Annotated in this window: 23 protein-coding genes; 4 read left to right on the top strand and 19 right to left on the bottom strand. The window is 59.7% G+C overall.

Going from position 1 to position 24,372, the window contains the following annotated elements:
* Nucleotides 1-35: 35 nt before the first annotated feature.
* From AC1D2P_RS12165 to AC1D2P_RS12155, 3 genes are all read right to left on the bottom strand, one after another.
* The gene (locus AC1D2P_RS12165; protein WP_109787753.1) at nucleotides 36-1,076 is read right to left on the bottom strand and encodes an SCO family protein; all 1,041 of its coding nucleotides are present in this window, start codon (nucleotides 1,074-1,076) and stop codon (nucleotides 36-38) included.
* The gene (locus AC1D2P_RS12160; RefSeq protein WP_477811445.1) at nucleotides 1,073-3,880 is read right to left on the bottom strand and encodes a multicopper oxidase domain-containing protein; all 2,808 of its coding nucleotides are present in this window, start codon (nucleotides 3,878-3,880) and stop codon (nucleotides 1,073-1,075) included. The genes AC1D2P_RS12165 and AC1D2P_RS12160 overlap by 4 nt, the downstream gene beginning before the upstream one ends.
* Nucleotides 3,881-4,065: 185 nt before the next feature.
* The gene (locus AC1D2P_RS12155) at nucleotides 4,066-5,514 is read right to left on the bottom strand and encodes a sensor histidine kinase (RefSeq protein WP_477811444.1); all 1,449 of its coding nucleotides are present in this window, start codon (nucleotides 5,512-5,514) and stop codon (nucleotides 4,066-4,068) included.
* Between the two features lie 288 nt (nucleotides 5,515-5,802).
* Here AC1D2P_RS12155 and AC1D2P_RS12150 point away from each other — a divergent pair, with 288 nt between their 5' ends.
* The 4 genes from AC1D2P_RS12150 to AC1D2P_RS12135 are packed head-to-tail and all read left to right on the top strand — an operon-like array spanning nucleotide 5,803 to nucleotide 11,426.
* A complete protein-coding gene (locus AC1D2P_RS12150; protein WP_477757438.1) occupies nucleotides 5,803-7,149 on the top strand; it encodes a hypothetical protein in 1,347 nt (448 codons plus the stop codon).
* Nucleotides 7,150-7,184: 35 nt separating this feature from the next.
* Complete coding sequence (locus AC1D2P_RS12145; RefSeq protein WP_477757437.1) at nucleotides 7,185-9,431, top strand: Ig-like domain-containing protein; 2,247 nt, start codon at nucleotides 7,185-7,187, stop codon at nucleotides 9,429-9,431.
* Between the two features lie 60 nt (nucleotides 9,432-9,491).
* Nucleotides 9,492-9,953, top strand: coding sequence for a curlin (locus AC1D2P_RS12140; RefSeq protein ID WP_046027956.1), 462 nt, complete (start codon nucleotides 9,492-9,494; stop codon nucleotides 9,951-9,953).
* Between the two features lie 27 nt (nucleotides 9,954-9,980).
* Nucleotides 9,981-11,426, top strand: a complete 1,446-nt coding sequence (locus tag AC1D2P_RS12135) for a curlin (RefSeq protein WP_223524183.1) — start codon at nucleotides 9,981-9,983, stop codon at nucleotides 11,424-11,426.
* A 71-nt stretch (nucleotides 11,427-11,497) separates the two neighbouring features.
* Here the strand turns inward: AC1D2P_RS12135 and AC1D2P_RS12130 are convergent, their stop codons facing one another.
* The 16 genes from AC1D2P_RS12130 to AC1D2P_RS12055 all read right to left on the bottom strand — a co-directional run bounded on the left by AC1D2P_RS12130 (nucleotide 11,498) and on the right by AC1D2P_RS12055 (nucleotide 24,372).
* The gene (locus AC1D2P_RS12130; RefSeq protein ID WP_477757436.1) at nucleotides 11,498-12,880 is read right to left on the bottom strand and encodes an LLM class flavin-dependent oxidoreductase; all 1,383 of its coding nucleotides are present in this window, start codon (nucleotides 12,878-12,880) and stop codon (nucleotides 11,498-11,500) included.
* A gap of 57 nt (nucleotides 12,881-12,937) precedes the next feature.
* Nucleotides 12,938-13,702, bottom strand: a complete 765-nt coding sequence (locus tag AC1D2P_RS12125) for an ABC transporter ATP-binding protein (protein WP_046027959.1) — start codon at nucleotides 13,700-13,702, stop codon at nucleotides 12,938-12,940.
* 25 nt (nucleotides 13,703-13,727) lie between these two features.
* A complete protein-coding gene (locus AC1D2P_RS12120; protein WP_046027960.1) occupies nucleotides 13,728-14,513 on the bottom strand; it encodes an ABC transporter permease in 786 nt (261 codons plus the stop codon).
* The gene (locus tag AC1D2P_RS12115; RefSeq protein ID WP_046027961.1) at nucleotides 14,510-15,412 is read right to left on the bottom strand and encodes an ABC transporter permease; all 903 of its coding nucleotides are present in this window, start codon (nucleotides 15,410-15,412) and stop codon (nucleotides 14,510-14,512) included. Before AC1D2P_RS12115 ends, AC1D2P_RS12120 begins: the two co-directional genes overlap by 4 nt.
* A 4-nt stretch (nucleotides 15,413-15,416) precedes the next feature.
* Entirely contained in the window at nucleotides 15,417-16,529 is a 1,113-nt protein-coding gene (locus AC1D2P_RS12110; protein ID WP_109787762.1) for an ABC transporter substrate-binding protein, read from the bottom strand.
* Nucleotides 16,530-16,565: 36 nt separating this feature from the next.
* On the bottom strand, nucleotides 16,566-17,477 hold the full coding sequence (locus tag AC1D2P_RS12105) for a TauD/TfdA dioxygenase family protein (RefSeq protein ID WP_109787763.1): 912 nt from the start codon (nucleotides 17,475-17,477) through the stop codon (nucleotides 16,566-16,568).
* Nucleotides 17,478-17,797: 320 nt separating this feature from the next.
* Nucleotides 17,798-18,655, bottom strand: coding sequence for a CsgG/HfaB family protein (locus tag AC1D2P_RS12100; RefSeq protein WP_109787764.1), 858 nt, complete (start codon nucleotides 18,653-18,655; stop codon nucleotides 17,798-17,800).
* A 31-nt stretch (nucleotides 18,656-18,686) separates the two neighbouring features.
* Entirely contained in the window at nucleotides 18,687-19,106 is a 420-nt protein-coding gene (locus tag AC1D2P_RS12095) for a curli assembly protein CsgF (protein WP_046027965.1), read from the bottom strand.
* A complete protein-coding gene (csgE, locus tag AC1D2P_RS12090) occupies nucleotides 19,103-19,495 on the bottom strand; it encodes a curli production assembly/transport protein CsgE (protein ID WP_109787765.1) in 393 nt (130 codons plus the stop codon). Before csgE ends, AC1D2P_RS12095 begins: the two co-directional genes overlap by 4 nt.
* The gene (locus tag AC1D2P_RS12085) at nucleotides 19,492-20,031 is read right to left on the bottom strand and encodes a type II secretion system protein (protein ID WP_046027967.1); all 540 of its coding nucleotides are present in this window, start codon (nucleotides 20,029-20,031) and stop codon (nucleotides 19,492-19,494) included. Before AC1D2P_RS12085 ends, csgE begins: the two co-directional genes overlap by 4 nt.
* The gene (locus tag AC1D2P_RS12080) at nucleotides 20,006-20,380 is read right to left on the bottom strand and encodes a type II secretion system protein (protein ID WP_046027968.1); all 375 of its coding nucleotides are present in this window, start codon (nucleotides 20,378-20,380) and stop codon (nucleotides 20,006-20,008) included. The genes AC1D2P_RS12085 and AC1D2P_RS12080 overlap by 26 nt, the downstream gene beginning before the upstream one ends.
* 4 nt (nucleotides 20,381-20,384) lie before the next feature.
* Nucleotides 20,385-20,858, bottom strand: coding sequence for a type II secretion system protein (locus AC1D2P_RS12075; RefSeq protein ID WP_477811443.1), 474 nt, complete (start codon nucleotides 20,856-20,858; stop codon nucleotides 20,385-20,387).
* A gap of 2 nt (nucleotides 20,859-20,860) precedes the next feature.
* Entirely contained in the window at nucleotides 20,861-22,774 is a 1,914-nt protein-coding gene (locus tag AC1D2P_RS12070; RefSeq protein ID WP_046027970.1) for a secretin N-terminal domain-containing protein, read from the bottom strand.
* Nucleotides 22,771-23,292, bottom strand: coding sequence for a hypothetical protein (locus AC1D2P_RS12065; RefSeq protein WP_109787767.1), 522 nt, complete (start codon nucleotides 23,290-23,292; stop codon nucleotides 22,771-22,773). Before AC1D2P_RS12065 ends, AC1D2P_RS12070 begins: the two co-directional genes overlap by 4 nt.
* The gene (locus AC1D2P_RS12060) at nucleotides 23,292-23,840 is read right to left on the bottom strand and encodes a GspMb/PilO family protein (RefSeq protein ID WP_477811442.1); all 549 of its coding nucleotides are present in this window, start codon (nucleotides 23,838-23,840) and stop codon (nucleotides 23,292-23,294) included. The genes AC1D2P_RS12065 and AC1D2P_RS12060 overlap by 1 nt, the downstream gene beginning before the upstream one ends.
* Nucleotides 23,827-24,372 carry a PilN domain-containing protein gene (locus AC1D2P_RS12055; protein WP_046027973.1) on the bottom strand — a complete coding sequence of 182 codons (546 nt, stop codon included), beginning with the start codon at nucleotides 24,370-24,372 and terminating at the stop codon, nucleotides 23,827-23,829. The genes AC1D2P_RS12060 and AC1D2P_RS12055 overlap by 14 nt, the downstream gene beginning before the upstream one ends.

The following is a 24,372-nucleotide window of genomic DNA, read 5'->3' as shown; positions in this document are numbered from 1 at the left end:
CGGTGCCTGACTGAGCCAATGATAGTATTTCGCCGCTATTGCGCCTGCGCCGCTTGCAACGGCTGCTGTCGATCGGTTTCTTCCTGCAAAAATTCCATAATCGATTGCGCGGATTTCTCATCCAGACGCAGGTTCGGCATCGGGATTTTTTCGTAACGCTCGAACAGCTCCACGGCAATCGGGTCTTTCTCTTTCAGCATGCGGTCTGGCTCGCGAATCCAGCGGTTGAGCCAGGCCGGGTCGCGTTGACGGGTCACACCGATCAGGTCCGGGCCAATGCTGCGCATGCCAATGCCCTGGCCGTCCATCGGTCCAAGGCTGTGACACGACGCGCAACGGGTGCGAAACAGTTCTTCGCCATTGCTGGGCGGGCGAATTTCCGGGGCGTTGGCGTAGCTTTGTTCAACGCTGGCTTTTTTCCAGTTCTGCAAAGTGTTGGCCAACTGATCGGCCAGAATCCACGGATTCTCGAACGGTGATGCTTTCATCCAGCGACCGGTGCTCTGGTTGCCGACGATCAGGCTCAGGTTGTGGTCCTTGCTGCGCCCGTTGTCGACGCCTTCAATGAACAGCCCGAGTTTCTTGCGCAGCTCGGTGACGTCGGCAAATTCCCCGGTGAGGAATTTCCAGCCCGGCCCGACCTTGAAGCGTTGCGCATAGGCCTTGAGCACTTCGGGTGTGTCACTCAAGGGATCGATGCTGATGGAGTAGAAAAAGATGTCCTGGCCGACCCGGTCGCCGAGCAGCTTTTGCACCTGGCGCAGGCGTGCGGTTTCCAGCGGGCAGGAGTCGCTGCATGAGGTGAAGATGAAGTTGATCACCACCACCTTGTCTTTGATCAGGTCATCGAAAAAGTGCACCTGCTGACCGTCCTGGTCGGTCAGCAGGGTGTTGGGGAAATAATCGCCGCCCCAGGGTGTCGCCGACTCCGTCGGCGCCAGCACACCCTCATGGGCCAGCAGCACCTGACTGGCCAACAAACAGACAACCAGTACCAATATCAGGTGCATGCCCAAGGCGCGGGAGCGCGGCGTGTGAATGTTCGTGTTCATGTCGGCTCCCTCGCGGCGTTTCATGGTTTGACCGTCACTTTAGGGCCGAAGCCGTCGCCAGTACGGAAGGTAGGCAGTGCGGCGGAGTTGACGTAGCGCACACCATCCCAACTTGGCAGCGGTGTTGGCATCAACTGGAATTGCCCGGGTTTCTCAATGTCCCAACGCAGCAGCATCGAGTTGTCTTCATGCTGGGTGTTGTGACAGTGCTCCATGTAGGTCCCGGCGAATTCGCGGAAGTTGATCGCCATCTCGACATTGTCCAGACCGTCTTTTTCCGAGCCGATGCGGTACACGTCCTTACGCGCCCACTTTTCCCATTCCGGTGGCGCCTTGCCGCCTCGACTGAGGATGATCCCCTCCTCKAAGTGCACATGCACCGGGTGGCTCCAGCCACTGCCGCCGAGCTTGATGTTCCAGACCTCCAGGGTGCCGAAACCGGCAGCCCCCGCATCGGTCGGACCGTTAGCCAAGTGAGTCGCGGTGTTCAAGCGACGCGGGTCCATGTGGAAGCCGAAGCCGCCATCGGTCTTGACCGTCCACGGTGCTTCATCGGTGCCGTCCGACCGGCCGAAGGTGAAGGTGCGGTGACGTGCCTGAGCGAGCAGCGCCTTGTCGGCCGCGTTGTCGCGATGGATCTTCAGCGGGATCATCACCAGGCCTTCGGCTTTACCCGGTTTGGCCGGTTCGTACGCTGCCGGGTCCATGGCCAGGTCCTGACCAGTGTACGCCTTGACGTTGAGTTGCAGGATCTTGCCCACCGCCGGGTCACCCCTGTCCCACATCGGCCCTTTGCTGGTTTGCTTGATCACCGCCAGGTATTTCTCGGAGAGCACGTCTGCCAGCGACACTGGCTCTTTCGGGCCTTTGCCGTCGTCATGCACCAACAGGTTGACGAAGAACACCTTGTCGCCAGGCTTGATGCCGTTTTTCGCGAAGTTGACGATGATGTCGAAGCGTTCGGCAATGCCTTGGGTCGGCAGGATCGCGTTGTGGTTCTGTTTGTCGCCGTCGGCGTCGAGGTCCATGGTGCCGTCAAATGGCACGCTGTGTTCCATGATGTTGCCGTCGTTGGCAATCATGTGGAACGGCACGCGGGAATAGGACACCCCCGAACCTTTAGGGCCCTGGAATTCGCCGCTGGTGCCTTTGATTTCCCGCACCATCGCCAGCTTGTAGTAACGCGACACCGAGCCATTGAGGATACGGAAGCGGTAGCTGCGAGCGCGCACATCCAGGGTCGGTTTCCATTGCCAGTTGACCAGCACCTGGTCACCGAGGAAGCCGTCGGTGTTGAACGGGTTGAACCACAGCTGACCGCTTTGATCCCAAGCCTTGTCGGCCACCACCAGGTTGACGTCGTAGTCGCGGTTACCCCACGGCAACGCACTGCCGCTTGGGAAACGCAGGTTGACGCCGTCGTTCACCGATTCATTGCCACGGTCCAGGGCGCTGTAGTAGTTCATCATCGCCGCGTTGCCCTTGTAGACGTTCTGCGCGGTGAAATCGAGCATGTGGTCGTGGAACCAGTGGGTGCTCATGGTTTCGCGCCAGTCGCCACGGATCTTGATCGTGCCGTTCTCGCAGGTCTTGCGGCTCGGGCTCATGTCATTGGTCCACAGGGTTTCGCCCGGTGCGCAAGGGAACGCCGCGCGTGGATCGTGCGCATCGGTGTTGATCGTGTCGTAGCCGGCCAGCTGGATCGGCCAACGATAGTCGTAATACTGACCAGGGAAGAAAAACGCGTTGGCATAACCGTCGCTTTCCGCCGGGGCGTGGCCGTTGTGTTCGTGGGTCGTGATGGTGTGCAGGCCAAAGCCCATGTTGGCCGACGGGTCGATTGGCAGGCCGTTGTAGTGACGCATCAATACCGGCTGGCCGTAACGCACCATCAGCAATTTAGGCGGCAACGTGCCGTCGAAGGTCCAGACCGAGTTGTGATTCTGCACCGGCATGTTCGGGTGGAAACGCGCATCGACGCCTTTGGCGGTGCCATCGGTGGCCTGTACACCAGCGACGTTGTGGTAGAGGCCACCGGGGCCAAACTCGCCCACGGCGTAGCCATGCATCTGATGACTGTCACGCCACCCGGTGTTGGTCCTCACCCCGGTTTGCACGGTTTTGTAGGCCATTTGCGGGTAGAACTCATTCCAGCGCTGATGTGACCAACCCTTTCCTGGCGGACGACCTTCAGCCGCCGAGCCGATATGGCGATTGAGGAAAATCTCGATCTGCGCCTGCCAAGGGTTGCGGTCCACCACGTTGGAAAACTGACTGGGGAACGGCGTCAGCCCCGGTTGACGCATGAAGGCATCGAGTGCCGCGCTCGGTGGCGCACTGCGGGCCACACTGGTCGGGTCCTGCTGTGGCAACGGGCCGATCGCTGCCGGTGGAAACCCCAAGGGTGCCGCCGGTGTGGTGGGATCGAGTTTTTCCGGGCCGAACTCTTCAAACAACACCAATTGCTGAGTAAAGGGCTGAGCACCAAACAACGGACTCGGCTTGCCATTGGTGGGGTAATTGAAACTGGTCTGCACCGCAGGCGGCAGGACGTTCTCTATGCGCGTTTCGTCGCGGTTGCCCTTGACGCCATCGGGCAAATCGAAGGAGTCCTGGTTGGCCTCCGGCATGCTCAAAATCGCATTCAACGCCGTGGCTTCGTCAGCCGGCTCATCGTAGTAAGCCGAAGGGTCGGAGGGTTCAGGCTGTCGCTCGTCATCGATCGGGCTGGCACGCAGACTCGCTGTGCCCAGCGTCATCGTCAGAACGACGCCAACAGGCGCCAATAGGCCAAACCATTTGTAGGGATAACGAGCTTTTCTTTCCATCACCAGCCGCCTCGAAGTCGTGAAGGGGGTAATGGGGTTTTGCAAAGAACTCGCCAGATTTGTAACTGATTTATACGAAAGTATTAACACGCGCTAAAACAATGGCTTATCAACATCAATGTGCCATATCCGKAAAAAACGACTGGGGCTTGACACCCGCTAACGGGGAAAGTTCATACCCGCTTTCAGGGAATCCGATTAAACGACAAGCGGACAGTAGTGCCCTCGCCTTCACGGCTATTGAGGGTAACTCCGCCCCCGAAACGATCCATGATTCGCTTGACCAGCACCAGTCCGACCCCCAGCCCGCCTTGCTTGGTGGTGTAAAACGGACGGAATGCCATGCTGCGCTGTTCTTCGCTCATGCCTTTGCCAGTGTCGCTCACCACCACGCAAATACCTTTGGTATCGGTTGGCTCTAGCGTGATGGTCAGGGTGCCACCCTCGTCCATGGCTTCCAGTGCATTGGCCAGCAAACTATTGAGGATCTGCGTCAGTTGCACCTGCTGGCTAAACACCATTGGCGTTTCCTTCGGCTGAAACACCACGTGAATCCCCGCCTTGGCGATTTGATGCTCGAAGGCCAGCAGACTGTCATGCAAACACGCCACCAGGTTCACCGGCTCCGCTTCATCGTTGAGCGGGCGCAAGGATTGCAGCAATTCCCTGATCCACTTCGACATGCGGTCCACCTGCCCGACGATATCGTTGATGTTCTTGTGCGCCGGGCCGCTGTCAAACTCCAGCGCCAGTTCGGCACTTGAGCGGATCGTCGCCAACGGGTTGCGCAGGCTATGGGCAACTGCCGAAGACATCTCCCCGAGTACAACAAAGGTTTCGTTGGTGATCAGTTGTTTTTGCTGTGTGGCCAATAGAATCGCCGCCCGCCGCACGATCCAGTACAGCCCCAGGTAAATCAGCCCGCCGCCCAACGCGGTGGCCAGCCAGATCAGCGCCAGGCCGCGCTCCATGCGTTCGATCAAATCCTTGGGCTCCTTGTAGATTTCGACCATCGCAGTGACGGTCTCGCGGTCGGCATCGAACAAGGGAATGTAGTTCTCAATAAATATGTAGTCCGGCGGCGTGACAAACTTTTGTTCCATACGCCCTTTGTCGACGCTGTGATAACTGGCAGATACCGGGGTTTTGGAAGCGAACGCTTGATCGAGATCGGTATCGGCATGAATCCTGGTGCCCATCAATGCCGGATTGGTCGACCAGATCACCATACGATCAGGCGAATAAATGTTGGCCAGGATCACGTCGGGCAAATGTGCGACATGGTCAAGGAACTCGCCCCGGGCACTGGCACGGGCCATCGGGTCGACGTCGGGGAAATCCTTGTCCTTGYGTGGGTCGAGCAGCTCGCCCATGGTCCGCACGTTAGGGATCGAGACATGGCGCACCTCCGCCGAGGCAATCGCTTCAATGAACTGGGAGGTCAGCAATGCATCGCGCTGCACGCTTTCGGTAATCACGAAACGCGTGGACACAGCCCCCAATGCCACCGCCACCGTGCCGATCACCGCCATGCTGATCAGCGAAAACCAGCGCAGCAGATTGAACGGCCGTTTGCGCGAGCTCAAGCGAATATCACCCTGTTCTTTGAGAAGGGCTGTTACTTGCGAATTCATGGCCGATGTTCCCCGGTACTCCCTATAGGGTTATAGCCCACTGCTCGGCGATTGCCCATTTCCGGGGGGCTCCCCCCCTCTTTTCCCCACCTACCCACTGGCCCCATCCACCCCCAAAAGTGGGGACAGTCGCCCGCTTCGGTGTCCGTCGCCGTCAGACCTTAGTAGCACCCCACGCCATCACTACGGGCCTCTGCCGCCAGTTTTCAAAGATTGGTATGGAAGTTGCCGACCTCACCCGCAACTGACCCGTCCCCGAGGGGCGGTACTCTGATAGAGGGAATACTCATGCACCCTTTACTGTCCAAAACCGCGACCGCCCTGGTCGTGACCGCTCTGGCTCAAGGCGTTGCGCACGCGACGCTGTTTGCCGTGGACGCCGGACCCTACTTGCCCGCCAACGGCAATTTCGCTGCTTGGTACCAAGACACCCACGGCCGCACCCTGGACTTATGCCTGTCCAAGGCTGTCAGTTCCAGGGTACCCAGCGCCCCTGGCGCCCCGACGTACATGTGCTCGTTGATTCCCGCACCAGGTGTTTTCGACGACACCCAACCGATGGTCTTCCCGACCAACTTCCCTGACGAAGCGTTCTGGGCGACCGGCGAAACCACCATCGTCGATGCGGCCAGAGGCATCGACCTTACTTATGTCTCGGCAGTCGAAGCCGCCTTCAGCGGCGGCGACCCCGTGGAAGGCGACCAGATCAGCTTCGCGCGAATCCGCATCCGCATCGATGTGCCCGTTGCCGGGACCTATGTCGTGACCCACCCCTACGGCGTCGAAGTGTTCACCGTCGATACCCCTGGGCGGCGGGCGATCAACATGACGCGGGACATCGGCATCGGCGCAGCGAAAACCTATGACGGCGCGCTCAAGGGCGATGTCGGGCCATTCTTGCGCAGTGTCAACGGTCCTTATACCGAGACCAACCCGGTCAACGGCGCCGCCGAACAATTCGTCGGCGACCCGAACCTCACGGAAGCCGTCACCGGCAGCCCGTTCAACACCAACTACGTGCGCATCGAAGGTCCCAATGGCCTGGACTTGCGTACCACCCTCTTTGCTGTCTCCGGCAAGCTGTCCAGCGTGGTCCGGCCAACCCCGGTCATTGCGCAGCGCAGCACCTATTCACGGCATGCCGGCACCAGTGCGCCTGAGGCCCAGCAGGATGTTTTCGTCCTGGCCCCGCCGCCACCGGCGACTGTGACCCTGGACAGCAATAACCCGGTGCTGAACTTGACCGAAGCGGACAGCACCGGCCACTGGTATGCGCAGTCTTCGACCGATCCGACGTTGCCGAGCACCCTGCAAGTGACTGCCGACAACCACCTGGCCATCGCCAGTAGCACTCCCACTACCCTGTCGTCGCCCCTGACCGACCTTGTGGTGATTTCCCGTGCCGAGTACAGCCTGAACAGCGGACAAATCACCATCGTCGCCTCGACCAGTGATGAAACCTCACCACCGGTGCTCACCGCCACCACGGGTACCGGGGTCGCCATCGGCGCCCTCATTGGCGATGGCGCAGTGAAAAGCCTGGCCACCGGCATCTCGCCGAATCCGCCAGCCCAGGTTCGAGTGACGTCATCCAATGGCGGCAGCGACACCGAAGAAGTGGTCATCGTGCAATGAACGCTCTCATGCCCAGATCCTCATCAGGAGGCATCATGAACAATTGGCCACGCCTGGCGCTCAACGCCTTGGGACTGACTCTATCGCTGTCCGGCAGTGCTTTCGCGCAACTCGCTGCCGTTGACCCCGGCCCTTATAGCTTTGCCTCCGGGAAGTTCCCGATCTGGTATCAGGACAACAATTTGCTGTCGATGGAACTGTGCCAGTCCCGAGCCGCCAGCTCGCGGGTCCCCGTCAGTGTGCCACCGGCTTACATGTGTACCCTGCTGCCGACACCTGGCATTTTCGACGACACCCAGCCGATGGTGTTCCCGGATAACTGGCCAGACGAATCCTTCTGGTTCCTCGCAGAAACCAATATCCCCAACAACGCCGCAGGCTATGGGATGGACGCCTACGTCGCCGGGATCGAGGCTGCATTTGCCGGCGGAAACCCGCTCGACGGTGATCAAATCAGCTTCGCGCGGATCCGTATGCGGATCAACATCCCCGTCGCCGGCACCTACACCATCACCCACCCTTACGGTGTGGAAACGGTCAACGTCACCAGCCCTGGCCGGCGTGCGATCAACATCACCAGAGACGTCGGCGTCGGTGCGCCAGGGGTCTTCAGCGGCGCGGTCAACGGTGCCATCGGGCCGTTCCTGAAAAGCGTCAACGGGCCTTATACGGAAGTGAACCCGGACACCGGCGCCATCGAAACCTTCGTTGGCGACCCGAACCTCACCGAAGCAGTGACCGGTAGCCCCAACAACACCAACTTCGTGCGCATCGAGGGGCCCGCCGGGACTATCCAGGCCAACCTCTTCACCCTGTCCGGCAAAGTGCTCGACAACCGTGCGCAAACACCGGTGGACTTGAGCCGTGCCACTTACCGCCGCACCTCAGGAACAGGGGGCATCAACACCCGCGTCGAAGTCTTCGGTAAAGCAGACACCGGCTCAACCCTGTGCTTCCGCGAAAGCATCGCTCTGGTCCCCGGCCCGCCTGTTTCGCCTTGCCTGACCACCATGGTGGGCGATAACAACGGCGTGTTCTTCGGCCAGCATCTCCTGGTCAATGGCGCTGTGCCTCCCGTCGTCGTGATCACCGCCACCAACCCGACCGGTTCGACCCGCCCGACGTCCGTGTCGAGCAAACTCTCGGACGTGGTGAAAATCCAGACGGCTCGCTACAGCTGGAGCAATCACAGCCTGCTGATCGAAGCCACCTCCACCGACGAAGTGGGCATACCTGACATGGTTGCCCAGGGTTATGGAAGGCTGTCGAAGAACGGCACTCTGCAGAGCTTGACCGTCCCGGATCTGACGCAGCCACCGGCCACCGTTACGATCAAGTCGGCCGCGGGCGGCAGTGACACCGAGCCAGTGGTCGTCGTGGGCAAGGCACCGGACACCGGTGAGAACCAGGCTCCGATTTCCGTCGCCGACACGGGCAGCACCAGTTTCGGGGTGCCGGTCACCCTCAACCTGCTGACCAACGACAACGACCCAGACGGCAACGTGCCACTGACCATCACCGCACTGACCCCACCGGCGGCCGGGCAAGGCACCGTGGCATTGAGTGGCACAACAGCGGTGGTCTACACGCCACCCGCCACCGTCACGACACCGCTGACCACGACCTTTACCTACAAGGCCCAAGACTCTAAAGGACTGGCCTCGACCACCGCCGCGACCGTGACCATTACGGTGGCACCTAACCGGCCACCAGTGGCTGTCAACGATGCCGCTACGACCCTGGGCGTGGCGATACCGATCAGTGTGCTGGCCAACGACACCGATCCGGAAGGCAACGTGCCACTCAGCGCAGCCATCGTGAGCCAACCGGCGGCCGGTCGCGGCACCGTCAGCACCGACGGCACCGTCATCACCTACACCCCACCGGGCACGGTGACCACGGCCTTCACCACGACCTTTACCTACCTCGCACGGGACAGCTTCGGCGCCGCGTCGACGCCGGCAACGGTCACGGTGCAAGTCTCGCCAAGGCCTGCTGCGGAAACCTTCACGGTGACCACGGCCTCTGTGACGGCTCGCTCCAACAACCGCTTCACCTGGGACTTTGCGGGCACCTCATCGGTGACCACCGGCAACACCATCACCATCAAGGTGACCACCCCGACCGGGCTGGTAACCCTGGGCAGCACCGCGGTACCGGTGAACGGTCGCTGGAAGCTCACGGTGAACAACACCACCACGGTCATTCCGTCGGTTAATCCGACGGCCACCATCAGCTCGTCCCAAGGCACCGTGCGCTCGGTGTCGGTGGTCTCGAACTGAGCCCTCGCCCCATCCACCGTCACGGTGGATGGGGCAGGCCGTTTGACAAAGGATTGAATCATGAAAACGCCGACCGCCGCCCTGCTCTGCCTGCTCCTGCTTTGCAGCAGTGCGGGCGTGCGCGCCGACGACTTGATGGAAAACGACGACCTCGGCCCGGGCACCGACCTTGGCGAGTTGCCACCGCCGGTTGGCCAGCATGCGCTGATCGATCAGAACGGTCAGGCCAATGTCGCGCTGTTGCAGCAGAACGGCCAGTCGCTGCTCGGCACCATTGTCCAGTCGGGCAGTAATCAGGAAGCGTACATCCTGCAACAAGGCAACGACCTGATGGCAATGATCAACCAGCAAGGTTCGGGCAATAACGCCGCCATCACCCAGAACGGCAGCCACAACCGTGCGCAGATTTCCCAGAACGGCAACAACAACGACGCCAGCATCGACCAGGCCGGTACGGGGCTCTCCAGCGCCGTGACCCAGTCCGGCAACGGCATGAGCGTTTCGGTCAAACAATATCGCTAAGCACTGCATCACTTTGGAGGTTTCACCATGTTCAAACTGACGCCCCTTACCGCCGCCATCCTGGTCATTGTCAGTGCCCAGGCCATCGCCGATGACAGCGTTTCCAACCAGAGTCAGTTCGGTGATACCAACATCGCCGATGTCAAACAGACCGTGGCCCCATTCAGCACCGCCACCCAGTTGCAACAGGGTCTTGGCAACGACGCGGCGGCGGTGCAAGACCACGCCAGCAGCACCATCGACCAGAGCCAGGCAGGTGAATACAACGCCGGCTATGCCGAGCAACTATACGAAGACGGCAGCACCATCACCCAGCAACAGGCTGGCTCCCTGAACGTCGCCCATGCCAGCCAGTCAATCGGTGTGGGTAGCAGCGAGGCGCTGCAACAACAGTCAGGCAGCGGCAACTTCTCGTTCATCTATCAGGACAGTCAGGACGCTACGACCGCCAAGACCTACCAGTTCGGTGACAACAACGAAGCCAACATCGAACAGACTGAACTGGGCGTCGCCAATAACGCGACAGTCATCCAGTACGGCAACGGCAACTACGGCACCGCTGAACAGACGTTCCAGACCAACGGCCAGATTGGCATCAACCAGGCCGGCAGCGGCAACTATGCCTACGGCGACCAGCGTGACGGTGACGGCAGCACCCTGACCATCAACCAGTACGGCGACCTCAACGGCACCGAAGTCTGGCAAGACAGCCAACTCGCCAGCGAAACCACCATCAATCAATACGGGCAGTCCAACGAAACCGTGGTCGACCAGAGCTTCGGCGAAAACAACTCCGCGACAGTGCTGCAAGTTGGCGACCTCAACGCCATCTACGCCGACCAGTTCGAGTCCCTCAGCTCGACCGTCGCGCTGTACCAACAGGGCACGGGCAACGTGCATTTCACCTATCAAACCGGCGACGGCCATGTACTCAACGCCACCTCGATGGGTGACGGTAACAAGGTCTACGCCAGCAACTGGAAAGGTCCGCAAGCGGGTGGCCAGTTCGGCAGCAACCAAATGGCAACCGTCAATCAGTACGGCAGCAACAACGTCGCCAACTTCACCCAAAAAGACACCGGCCACATCATGACCACCAACCAGTCCGGCACCGGGAACAAAACCACGGTCAGCCAGGCTGATTCCTACAACGAGCTGTACTTCGACCAGAACGGCAGCGACAACATCCTGATCTCCGACCAGCGCGGTGAGACCAACCTGGCGCAAGGCAGCAGCAACGGTTACGGCAACAGCACCGAGTTCGACCAGTCCGGCAGCAGCAACCAGGCATACACCGCACAATACGGCAGCGACAACATGATCACGGTCAAACAGGCTGACACCATGAACGTGGCCTATGTGACCCAGGGGGGCAGCGGCAACATTGCCAGCGTCGACCAAAGCGGCATGACCCAGACGGCAACCGTGCAGCAATATGGCAGTACCAACAAGGCCACCGTGCTACAGCAATGAGTTAATGGGGGGGAATAGACCGCGACCCTTGGTGCTGGGTCGCGGTTTTTTTATTTGGGCGGATAAAGAAATCAAACAAAATCTGGAAGCGATTGCACTCCGTTGCGCGATGGCGAGATCGATGAGGCGGACTTCAAGGCAAAACGCGAAACCGGGCGACTCAGACCATAATGCTCGCGCAGCGTACTGCCCGCATATTCAGTTCGGAACAGGCCACGCTTGCGCAGAATCGGCAGCACTTCATCGAGGAACACTTCAAAGCCCTCGGGGAACGCTGGCGGCATCACGTTGAAACCATCAGCAGCGCCACTGCGGAACCACTGCTCAATCAGGTCGGCAATCTGCACCGGCGTACCGACCGGCACCCAATGCCCGCGAGCACCGGCCAGGCGATTAATCAGCTGGCGCAGCGTCGGCTTCTCGCGGTCGACGATGTCGATGATCAACTTGAAGCGACTGGACTGGCTTTCGCTGCTGTCGAAGTTGATCAAGTGGCGCGGGAATGGCGCATCCAGATCGTGACCGGACAGGTCGACCCCCAACAAGCGGCGTAGCTGGCCGAGTGAAACGTGCGGCAGCACCAACTCGTTCAGCTCGTCGAACTTGCGCTGGGCTTCGGCTTCGGTGCTGCCGATGTACGGGCTGATGCCCGGGAGAATTTTCAGCTGACGAGGGTCACGCCCCACCGCCTTCGCCCGGGCACGGATGTCGTTGGCGAATTCAGTCGCGCTTTGCAGGGTCTGGTGCGCGGTAAAAATCGCTTCAGCATGCCTGGAGGCGAAATCGCGGCCATCCTCGGAAGAGCCGGCCTGCACCTGCACCGGTCGACCCTGCGGGGAGCGTGGCGAGTTGAATGGGCCTGCGACCTTGTAGTGAGTGCCCACGTGGTTGATCGAATGCACCTTGTCACTGTCGGCAAACACCCCGGAAGCCTTGTCCAGCACCAGCGCATCGTCCTCCCAGCTGTCCCACAGGTCACCGACCACCTGCACGAATTCTTCGGCCTGGGCATAGCGGTCATGAGCCGACGGATGTTGCTCCAGGCCAAAATTGGCGGCGGCTGCCGCCATGGACGTGGTGACGATATTCCAACCGGCGCGGCCCTTGCTGAGGTGGTCCAGCGCACTGAACGAGCGAGCCAGGTTGTAGGGCTCGCTGTAGGTCGTGCTGGCCGTGGCGATCAGGCCTATGCGTTGGGTCACCGCGGCAATGGCCGCCAGCCAGGTAATGGGTTCGAAACGAATGCGCAAACCTTCACGCCCGCTTTCGGCCAGTGACGGCGAGTCAGCGAAGAAAATCGCATCAAGCTTCTCGCGTTCAGCGCGTAGCGCCAATTGCTGGTAATAGCCGATATCCATGGAGAATTCCGGCACCGACTGTGGGTGACGCCAGGCGGCTTCGTGATGGCCGTTGGGGTAGATAAAGAGGTTAAGGCTGAGCTGGCGTTCGGACATTTCCCGTTCCTTGAAAAAACACGCTTGAAAAGATGAGCTCGCGCGCGGCGCAAAGGCTTAGTGCAGCTCGGCGAAATCACTCAGCACATCGTCGCGCAGGGCGATGAAGCGGCTGTCACTGCGGTTGCGCGAGCGCGGTAGATCGATGTCGACAATGCGTCGGATGCGGCCGGGATTGGGCTGCATGACCACCACCCGATCGCCGAGGAATACCGCCTCATCCACATCGTGGGTGACCAGGATCATGGTGATTTTTTCCTTGAGCCAAATGTTTTGCAGCTCGCCCTGCAGGCGCGCACGGGTCAAGGCATCGAGTGCACCCAGCGGTTCATCCAGCAACAGCACGCTCGGTCGGTTGACCAGGCCGCGGGCTATCGCCACGCGTTGCGCCATGCCGCCGGATATCTGATGCGGATAGGCATCGATAAAATCGTGCAAGCCGACCAGTTCGACGTGCTCGCGCACAGTGTCGCGTTTCTGCCGGGCGCTCAGGGGTGAGTTCTTGAGGCCAACAGCGACGTTCTGCTCGACGTTGAGCCAAGGGAACAAGCGGTGATCCTGAAAGACGATGCCGCGTTCCAGGCCAGTGCCGTCAATGGGTTTGCCATCGAGCAGGATGCGCCCGTCGTATTCTTCGTCCAGGCCAAGTATCAGTCGCAGCAGCGTGGATTTGCCGCAGCCACTGGCGCCGACGATGCTGATGAACTCGCCCGGTGCAATGTCGAGCTGGATGTTGTCGAGTACTTGCAATTGAGTCGAACTACCCGGTCGGGAAGCGAAACGCTTGCTGATGTTTTCCAGGGTCAGGCCGTTGTTGAGCATGTTGCGATCCTTTTGAAAGTGCCAATCAACGAGGAGCGATGCCATACAGGCGCTGCATCCGCCGCTCAAGTGTCCGCGCCAATGCGTTGAGGCCCCAGCCCACCAGGCCGATAATCACCATTCCAAACAACACCAGGTCCATCATGAAATGTTCGCTGCCATCAATCAGCGTGTTGCCAATCCCCTCCCCTGATACCAACAGGTACTCCGCGCCGATGGTCGCCAGCCAGGAATAGACCAGCGCCAGGTAAAGCCCCGTGAAAATCGACGGTAAGGCGGAAGGCAGCATCACCCCGATGATGGTTTGCCAACGGGTGAAGCCATACACCCGCGCCACCTCCAACAGGTTGGGGGGGACGTTGCGCAAACCGTCACAGGTATTCACCACCACCGGCACCAGTGCGGCCAATGACAAGAACACCACCTTGGCCACATCGCCCAGGCCGAACCACACCGAGATCAACGGAATCCAGGCGAATAGAGAGATTTGCTTGAAGGTATTGAAGCTCGGTCCGACTAATCGCTCGAAATACCGCGACAGGCCCAACAGGCAACCCAGTACCAGGCCCAGCGTGGTACCGATAAAAAAGCCACTGAGGTTGCGCGCCAGGCTGGCAGAAATTGCCCGCCAGAATTTGCCCGAGGCCATTTGATCCCAGGCCGTAGCAGCGACTTTTTCTGGCGAAACGAACAGCCCCGATTGGCTCCATCCCTGGTTTGATGCCAGCCACCAGACGGCTATGGCGGCAATGGGCAAGATCCAACCGCGATATCGGCGGCTACCGCGACCGACTGACAAGATCGCACTCATGACAGGCGCCCCCCGGCAGTTGGCCGCCCCCGATTGAGGCGTTTCTCCGCGTAATCGAAACCGCGGTCTATCACCAGCCCGAGTGCCCCCACCACCACAACGGCCGCCATCACCAGGTCCAGTTGAAACAGCTGGCGCCCGTAGACGATCAGGTACCCCAGCCCCTCACTCGATGCCACCAATTCGACCACTACCAGCGATAACCAGGCTTTGGTGAAGCCCAGACGTAAACCGGTAAACAACGTCGGGATCGCCGCAGGCAAGACGATGGAGGTGACGCTTTGCCGACGACTGAAACCGTAGGCCCGGCCGACTTCCAACAACCCTTTGGGCGCCTGGCGGAAAGCCTGCAAGGTACACAGCGTGATCGGCACCAAGGCCGCTTTGGCAATCAGCACATACTTGAGCGTCTCACCGATACCGAACAGCAACAGGGCAAACGGTAACCAGCCCAATACCGGTATTTGCACCAGTGCGTTGAAGGTGGGTAACAGATAATCCTCCAGGGTCCTGGACAATCCCATGGCCAGGCCCAGAGCGATGCCGATCAAGGCGCCCAATGTAAATCCGACGACCACCCGCTGCAGGCTGGCAGACGCGTTGAGCCAGAGATCACCGCTGGTGACCAGGTCCGACAAGGTCTGGTAAACGTAGACGGGTGGTGGCAGAACCTGCTCTGAAAGCCAGCCGCGTTCCACCCCCAGGTACCATAAGCCCAGCAACACCAGCGGCAACAGCCAGGGCAAGGCCTTGTCACCCAGACTGACGCGCCAGGCTGAGGTGCGCGACACCTCAACCTTGCGTACTGGGCGGGCCGGTGACGGTGGAAAACGTTTGACGTTATCGTTCGGTGCCGGCGCCGTGTACGGCTCTAGTCTGACGGTCTGTGCCCTGGCCATTTGCCTAGCTCCCTTGCTTGCTGGTCGCGGCCGCTACTGCATTACCAGCCGGCTGTTTGCCATCCGGTCCGTAGGGCGTCCAGTAATTCTCAAGCCCCTTGGTTTTGAGGGATTTTTGCAAATAACGGGTCTCGAACCAGCCATCGATACTGACGGGGCGACGGATCAGTTTTTCTTCCTTGGCTTGATCCGCCACAGCCTGATAGCGACTCAGCAGGAAGTTGTCGACCAGAGGCGAAGCCCTGTCCCTGATGCTGACCCCGGTAAAGTCGGCGCGCAGTGATTCTGCGGGCTCATTACTCTTGGCCCATTCAGTGAAGACCGCGTCACGATGGCTGTCTTCCGACGTCCATTTCGCCGCGTCCACTAGCGTATCGACGACCTTTTGCACGTTGTCCGGGTGTTCTTTTTCATAGGCCCCCCGAACCACCAGTGCAGTCTGCCGGGTGTAGCGCACATCCTGAGTGGGGTTGTCGTAAACGATGTCGATCAGACCTTTATCGCGCAGTTTGAACAGTTCGCGACCGCCAAATGCGGCATCTACCCCATTGGATACCAATGCAGCTTGAGTGCTGCCGGTATCGAGGTTGATCACCTTGATTTCGCGTTCGGTAAGACCGTGCTCCGCCAAGAGGTTGATTGCCACCAGGTGGCCGTTGGTGCCACGAAACAGGGCGACTTTTTTGTCTTTCAGATCCTCAATGCTTTTGATGGGAGAGCCCTTGGGCACGGCCAGGTAAAGATTGGCGCGTACACCCAATGCCGCCAGCAACTTGGTGTCCAGTCCATTGGAGCGCCCGACGACTGCGGGCAGATCGCCCTGGTAAGCGAAGTCGAGTTGCTGGTTTGACAAGGCTTCGTTGACAGCCGGCCCCGCCCCCTTGAAGAAGAACCATTGCACCTCGGTTCCGCTTCCAGCGAAGGCTTTCTCCAACAATTGCTGGTTACGCACGATGCCCAACGTCGAGCCACTGAAGGTGACCGGGTCACCGCCGCCCGCCGTCGCTACACCAATACGCACTACATCAGCCTGGGCCAACGGTACCGTCAGTACCACCGCGAGCGCGGCAGCGATGCGGCCCTTGCGAAACAGGAAATCAGCTTTGAATGAGGCCATGGACACGTCTTCCTTGAATCAATGAGAGTCGGCCGGTCAGGCGGCGAGATGTTTTTTGTCGGCTTCGGTTTTCGGCGAGCGGGTGTCCGGGCTTGGCTTGATCGCCTGGCTCAAGCGACCATCCACCCCCACCGGCACATCACCGTCGATGGTGGTCCGGCGCACGATGCGCTGGGCGTCGCCGTAGTCGTTGATCGCAATGTGCTGCGTGGCGCGGTTGTCCCAGATCACCACATCGCCCTCCTGCCAGCGCCAGCGCACAGTGTTGTCGACATGGGTAATACGGTCGTGGAACAAGCGAATCAGTTGTTTCGAATCACCATGACTTACGCCCTGTATCTGTTTGACAAAGTGCCCCAACAACAAACTTCTTTCACCCGACTCCGGATGCACCCGCACCAATGGATGTTCAGTCTCGTAGACTTCAGCCGCAAACTGTTCGCGATAACGTTTAATACCCGACTCATCGGTATTACGCGGCGCCGCATAGTCATATAAGTTGGTGTGTAACGCGCGCAGATTATCTGCAAGTTGTTTTAATGGCTCGGGCAAATCAGCGTAGGCTGCCGCCGTATTAGCCCATACCGTGTCGCCGCCGTAAGGCGGAATGACCACACCGCGCAAGATGGATATTTTCGGGTAATTGGCAACGAAGGTCACATCGGTATGCCAGGAATTGGCCCGGGTTTCCTTGGCATCAAGGTTCAGAATGGCGGTGCTTTGCTCAGCAGAACGTACGGTTGGATGCGGCACCTGGTCACCGAAGCGCCGGGAAAAGGCTTCGTGTTCAGCGTCATCCAGATGTTGGTCGCGAAAGAACAGAACTTTGTATTTCAGCAGTGCTTGATTAATAAACTCGAATTGTTCAGCACTGATATGTCCATCTAATTTAACGCCTTCCAATTGCGCGCCAATTCGACCCGCGACCGGTTTGATTTGAATTGCCATCGAGCTACCTCCTGTCTCACGAGTTGTTGTGAGACAGATCATAAAGACATAAAAGCAGCCCTGACTAATCACAAATTATTATAAAGATATAAGTGCATCCATATGCTTAAGCCTCGATTAAATTCAGCGAAAAGCTATAAGACCACGGTTATTAGCTAATTACTTTTTAGTTGAATAGACGAACGAATATCGATACGAGTATCCGTTTCGATAGCCGTCTTTGAGAAAGGGTATCAATCGGCCAATCGCAGCCAGCTTCCCTACTTTGACCTGGGTACATCAAGGGAAGAGCCAGGTCGACCCGAAGGCCGCCCCGGCGCTCACTCACTCTCCGGATCAACCTTGGTCTGAGTCAGGTACCGGTCCAGCGTCGCATTAGCGTCAGGCGTATTATCCCCCGCCACCTGCCACAACTTCCGCTCAATCCCCTGCGCCAGCAAATGCCCCACAGCCGACTCAATCGCCGACAACACACACAACTGCGCCGGCTCGTTCGTGGTGTACCCCACCTCAGCCTCAAGCAACTTCTTGAACTCGATAAACTTGAACACCCCCGCACTGCGGCCAACGGAATAAATCGTCTTGCTCGTCATCACGTTAGCCAGCACCTGCCCACTGCGCACATCCACCGCCCGCAAGTTCACCGTCACCTGATCCACCCGATACTCCCGGGAAATATCGATCCCCAGATAACGCGCGCCCTCCCCGCCACTGCGCACATTGGTGTCATAGGCAATGACCCCGCCCTCGAGCATCATGTTCGCCGCTTGCAGCGGAGGCAGCTCACCCTGGATATTCACCGGCGTATTAGGTTTTTTTTGCGAGGCACGAATGATCTTGCGCTCGGTCAGCAGGTTCTGCAGACCTTCACGTTCCAGCACCACAAACCAGCCGCTGGCCTGCAATGCATCCATCAACATACTCGCCGCACCCTGAGTCACACTGGTCGAAAACGAACTCGCCGGGGTCGGTTTGTATTGCCCCGTCTGATCGCGAAAACCGTACACCACTGCCATCAACCGGCCCTTGGGTCGAGGCAAGGCCAACAAGTCGTAATAGGTCGACGCCCGAGGTGTCAGGGTCGGGGTTTCGGTGTCCTGCTCGGCCGACATCGGCTGACGCAGATTACAGCCTTGCAACATTGCCACCATCAGCCCTAGCGCTATTATTTTTTTCATATCCCTAACTCCCCATCGTCCCAAAACCCCCTCAAGGGGCCAGGCCATTCACCTGAATTTCCGACACTTCACCGGTCGATCGGTCCGTCACTTCAATGGTCAGTGCACCGGAGTCATCGACAACGTTGACGATAAAAGCGTCGGTAGAAAGGCTCCCCGAGTTGCCCGAGGATATGTTGTCCAGCACTTGCCCCAGCAAGCGTGATTGCAACTGACTGGTGAACCGCTCCAGGGCCGAAGTCCCGGCCACAGCGGTGCGGCTTTTCAGGTCAGGGTCGTCGTAGTCGTTCTGCGCCTGGGCGTTGTTGAGCAGCCAGGTGCCGTTCAACGGGTTGCCGCCGAACGAGGGGTTGATGGGGGTGTAGACCAACTCCGTGGCCTGGACCACGCTACCGCTTCCAAGCCCGAGCAGTAGCATGCCGGTGCACTGCAAGAACGTTTTCGTTTTCATAATTCGTCCCTCTCCAGGTCCGTAGTGTCTTGCAATAAAGCCTCCAGCTTCTGCCGGACAATCTGCGCGCGGACCAAGTCGGCTGCCTCATAGGCCTCGTCCTTGAGTTCCACGGTGTTTGGCGGCAGGAAGCGCCGATAAACCAGCCGCTGCCGAAATTCCACGGTCACCAGGCTGCCCCAACGCGCCGATGGACGTTCGCGGACCACCAGGTTGAAATCCATCCGGCTGGAGGCACGCAGTCGTTCACTGAACGAGTAGTAAAAGTCGTGGCCGATGTGCGAGATCGTGTCATCGACGATGAAACCGAGCATTTCGTCCTCTTCAGCGGCGCTGGCGAAGGACGCCACGCACGTGAGGATCACTGCCGCCAGCCAGCGCCTCGTCATGGCGCCAGTGCCTGAGGGGTCTGGGACTGAGGCTTGGGCCCGGACGCACCATCATTGAAGGCTTTCTCGGCCACGAACTGCCAGTCCTTGTAGCTCGCCATCCCGGCGAAATCGGACCATTGACTGGGGAAGTCAGTCTGCTTGAGCGGCGTGTCCGTCGAGGCGCTGCTGAGGCCCGTGATGCGCCCATCGAAACCGCGCATCAACTCCCATTCACCTCCTCCGTTAATCGGGTCCGGGTACAACTGCCGCAGATGGTGCTTGGGCGATGGGAAACGCTCGTCCTGTATCAAGTCGGCCAGCTCTTTGGGGTACTGCGCAAGACCTGGCGAACTGCGGTAATAGCTGCGCAGTGCCTGGGCGTATTGGGTCCCGACCCACAGCAATTGGCGTTCGCGGTCGCGGCGCGAAGCGGTTGCCCACAACTCGCCGGCACTGGCCAGGCCCATGCCCATGATCATGATCAGAAACAGCACACCGAGGTAAGTGAACCCCGCCTCGTCGGCCGGCTTACCACTCGGAATACAGGCTGCCATCATGCGCCCTCCCGGTGGCTCCACTTTTGATATCAGCCACCCCGCCCGCCACGCCGTCAGGGGGCGCGACCAAGACCCAGGTGTCCTTGCGCTCGGCAATCGGATCCGTCGGTGAATTGCGCAGATAACGCTTTTCGACCAGTTCATCGAGCGAATCGGGATAGCGTCCTGTGTCGCCGTAATAGTGGTCCAGCGCTTCACGCATGGCCGACAGGCTCTGGCGCAACGTGGTCTCTTTCGACGCTTCAAGGCTGTTGAAGTAGCGCGGCAAGGCGATGGTCATCAACGTCGCGATGATTGCCATGACCACCATCAGTTCCAGTAGGGTAAAACCCTTTTCTCGACGCATATGCTCACCACTCCCGGTACGCGATGCCGTTGAGCCCTTTGCCGCGGGTCTTGGAATRAACGTCAAAGACGTCTTCGCCCTCCTGCGGGTTTTCAGCCGAACTGTCATAAGAGCGCACGCCCCAACCACCGTCGTCGTCACGCTTGACCGTGGCCAGCGGGTCATGAGGCACCCGACGCAAAAAGTAGAACTTGGCCCCCTTGGCGCTGCGCACATCGCGCACGCCGTCCACCAACACTTTGAGGTTCGGTGGATAACCGCTGCTGTTGAGCGTCTTCTCGATATAACCGGCATCAAAGGCACGTTTGTAGGCGTCGATGGCGTCGCGAATCTGGTACAGCGCGGCGCGCATCTCTTGCTCTTTGCCCCGGCGCACCACGGTCTCGGTCAGCGGCGCGGCCATGCCGGCCAGCAGGCCGATCAGGGCCAGCGTCACAACGACTTCGATCAAGGTAAAACCACGTTGCGAGGCGTTCATGATCAAGGCTTCTCAATGGTCACTTGAGTGGTAGCGGCCGCCACCGGCCGGCCAACGGTCACTTGAGTGGTGGCTGCCGCCACCGGCCGGCCAACAGTCACTTCGGTGCTGATGCCAGTCATTGGCCGATCAATGTGCTCATTCTGGATCTGCGGTTCCATCCGGCGGTCCGGGGCCTGGATGTGCATGCTGGTTTCGGTACCGGTCGTGAATTCCATGTCCGATGGGCTCTGGTACGGCAGGTTGCGCACGATCCGCGGGGTAATCGACAGCACCAACTCGGATTTGCTGACGTCGTCCTTGTTGCTGCCAAACAAGCGGCCCAAACCGGGAATGTCGCCAAGGCCGGGAATCTTGTTGCCGGTGCTGCCATGGTCATCACGCATCAGGCCGGCGAGAATCTGGGTTTCACCGTCATGCAGACGCAGCGTGGTTTGTGCATTGCGGGTATCGACCTGGACCGGAATGGTGCCCTGAGCGGTCGGCGTCAGCGGCGTGGCGTTACTGACTTCGAGCGCGATCTTGATCGCCACTTCGTTGTTCAGGTGCACGATGGGTTGCACTTCGAGCTTGAGACCGACGTCAAGGTAGGTCACGCTTTCGGTGATCACCGGGCCCTGGGTCGAAGGCACCGAGGTGGCGCTGATGATCGGCACGCGCTGACCGATGTGGATGCGCGCCTGTTCGCGGTTGCTGACCCGAATCACCGGGCTGGCCAGGGTGTTGATGTCTTTGTCCTGGGCGTTGATCTTGGCCTGAGGCGATGGGTTGATGGTGATCCGGCTGGAGTCGATGCCTTTGAGTTGATCGAGAACGGACACCGCCGAACCATCGCTATTGATCACGCCGAAGGTGTTCGGCCATTGCAGGCCAAGGTCGAGAATCCGCTGGGTGGCGACTTCCATCACTTCCACTTCCAGTACCACTTCCGGATTGGACTGGTCTTGCGATTGCAGGAGCTTTTCCGCCATGCGAACGGCGTCTTCAGTGTCGCGCATGGTCAAGGTGTTGAGGCGTTCGTCGACAAACACGTCGCGGGTCTTGAGCATGGTTTTGACCATGTTCAGTGCGGTGTTCGCATCAATGCTGGTCAGGTAAAACGTGCGCATCACCAGCTCTTGGTAGTCCTTGAGTTTCTGTGGTGAATCCGGGTAGATCAGCAAGGTGTTCTCATTCACCACTTTCTGGTGCAACTGGTTCTGTTGCAGCAGCAGTTGCACGGCGTCCTCAATGCGCACGTCACGCACGAAGATCGTGGCTTTCATGTCCGGGCGCAGGTCTTTGTCGAAGATGAAATTCAACCCTGCCACCTGGGACAAGACTTCGAAGATGGTTTTCAAGTTGGCGTCGCGAAACTCCAGGGTCACCGGCCGGTCCAGACGAGTACGCAGCTGTGGGTACGGCACCACGTTGCGGCTCTGCACCAGGCGGATGTTGCCTTGCAACTCCATGGCCCCCTCGTTCTTGGGGTCGAGTTCGAGGATCTGTTTGACCTGACGGTCGGCACCGTAGATATCGCCACGGCGCAGATCGCCACGGGCCAGTTCGAGTTTTTCATCCATGCTGCGCAGGTAGTCGAGTTGGTGCAGCGCGTCCTGGGCGCGACGGTTGTTCGGCTCGATGTTCAATACCCGGTGGTAGGCCATGCGCGCCGAAGCAAAATCGCGTTGTGTGCGGTCCATGTCTGCCTGGGTCAATAACGTCTTGACTGCCAGGGCACGTCCGCTGTTGAGGGCTATGTGCAGTTGAGTATCGCGAGGGTCTTCGCGCAACCCTTCCTCAATGCGTGCCAGGCCGGCTTCATACTGCCCTGATTCGATCAGTGCAGTGGCCTCCTGGTTAGCGACCTGCGCCGAACTGCACGCAGCCAGCGCTGCAGTGATGCAAACGCTCAACAGCAAACGGGATCTGTTCATTGCGCGCTCCCCACAGACAAAGTCTGGGACAAATGCAGAGGCAAGTAGACAAAGCTGAGTTCCATATCGGATATCCGCTCGATCTTCCATGTGTCGTCGATCACATCCCCTTTGCGTACGACGTATATTTTTTCGCCGCTCAACAAAAATATTTGCAGGTCGGAATGGTCATCAAGCTTGCCAACGAACTGGAATGGCATCGGCGGTACGCTGGGGGCTTGTACCACCGGGGTCTGGTTGACGAGTTGTTGTTCGGTGACGCTGGCCAGGGTCGGCGCCGGCTTCCAGCTGCGGGAGGAAAACAGGTCGCCGGAGGGGCTCAGGTCCTTGATCACCGCCGGTTTGCCATTGGCGGAGACCGCTGACAGCGCGCCCCCGGTTTTGTTTTTGCCGGTGGTTGCCACGGCGGTGGACGAATCATCACCGTCGTCCGCCTGCTGGAAGTATTGAGGCCCCCAGGCCAGCCCCGCGGCCACGCCGAAGAACGCCACCCAACCCGCTACACGTTTGGTATTCATCATGACCTCGACAGGTAAAGGGTCATGCGGATCCGCCCGGTCAGGTCGGTGTCGGCGATCTTTTTACGCTGCAACTCCAGGTCCTCCACCACCACCGCCGGTAACTGGCCGAGCAAGGCGTGCAGGAAGCGCCGCAGTTGCGGATAGCTGCCCCGCACCGGCAGCAGAATCTGGTAACGGGCCAGGTGCGTCTTGGGGTCGATGCCCAGTGAATACTCACCGCGGCTCAGGGTGATGTGTTCCTGCGTGGCCAGTGCGTAGATTTTGTCGATGGCCACGGTGGCCTGAGGCTGGGCCGGCAGTTTGCTGGGGAAGTCGTCGAGTTGGCGCTGCGGCACCACCGGGGCGGCGACGCTGCCGTCTTCAACCTTGGCCAGGTACTCGCCGGCTTCGCGGGTTTGCTGGCTCAGCTGTTGCAGCGCTTGCCAGTCCGGCATCAACGCGCCCAGGCCATACACCAAGCCGACCACCAGCAGCGCCATGCCCGCCAGACCAGGAACGCCCAGGCCTTGCAGGTATTCGTGGACGATCAATCTAGGGATTCGCATCGCCGATCTCCCAACTGGCCGACAGGTTGAATTGCACCGGGTGTTCCGGCACGTTGGCGACGATTTCGTGGCTGAGCAACGACACGTCGGACAGCTCTTCGCTGGCTTCCAGACGCTGGTGAAATTCGAGCATGGCTTCCAGATCCCGCGCCTCGGCGCTGATCCGCACCTGCCCCTTGCGCGCGTCCGGGGTCAGGGCCAGCAAGGCGATGTTGTCGCGCGGCATGGCTTCGAGCATGGCGAACAGACGCTCCCATGGCCGGCGCAGCTGCTGTGAAACCTTGCGCATTTCCGCCAGGTTCTGTGCCTGCTCGCGGGTTTCGGCCGGGGTCAGCGTGGGTTTGCTGCCGGTGTCTCCGGTGAGGACACGCTGGGCGTGCTGCAAATGTCCTTGCTGCTGCGAGGCCTCGTCATTGAGGTGTTGCTGGACGAAGACGCACACCAGCGCCAGTACCACGCCACCGCCCAGCAAGCTCCAGCCCAATGGACCGGAACGGCGACGCGGCTGGAAGTCGAGCATCAGCGGGCGCAT

The sequence above is a fragment of the Pseudomonas sp. P1_F1_2 genome (assembly GCF_056405815.1).
The sequence above is the reverse complement of the archived record's forward strand: the minus strand, read 5'-3'. Positions and strand labels throughout refer to the sequence as shown.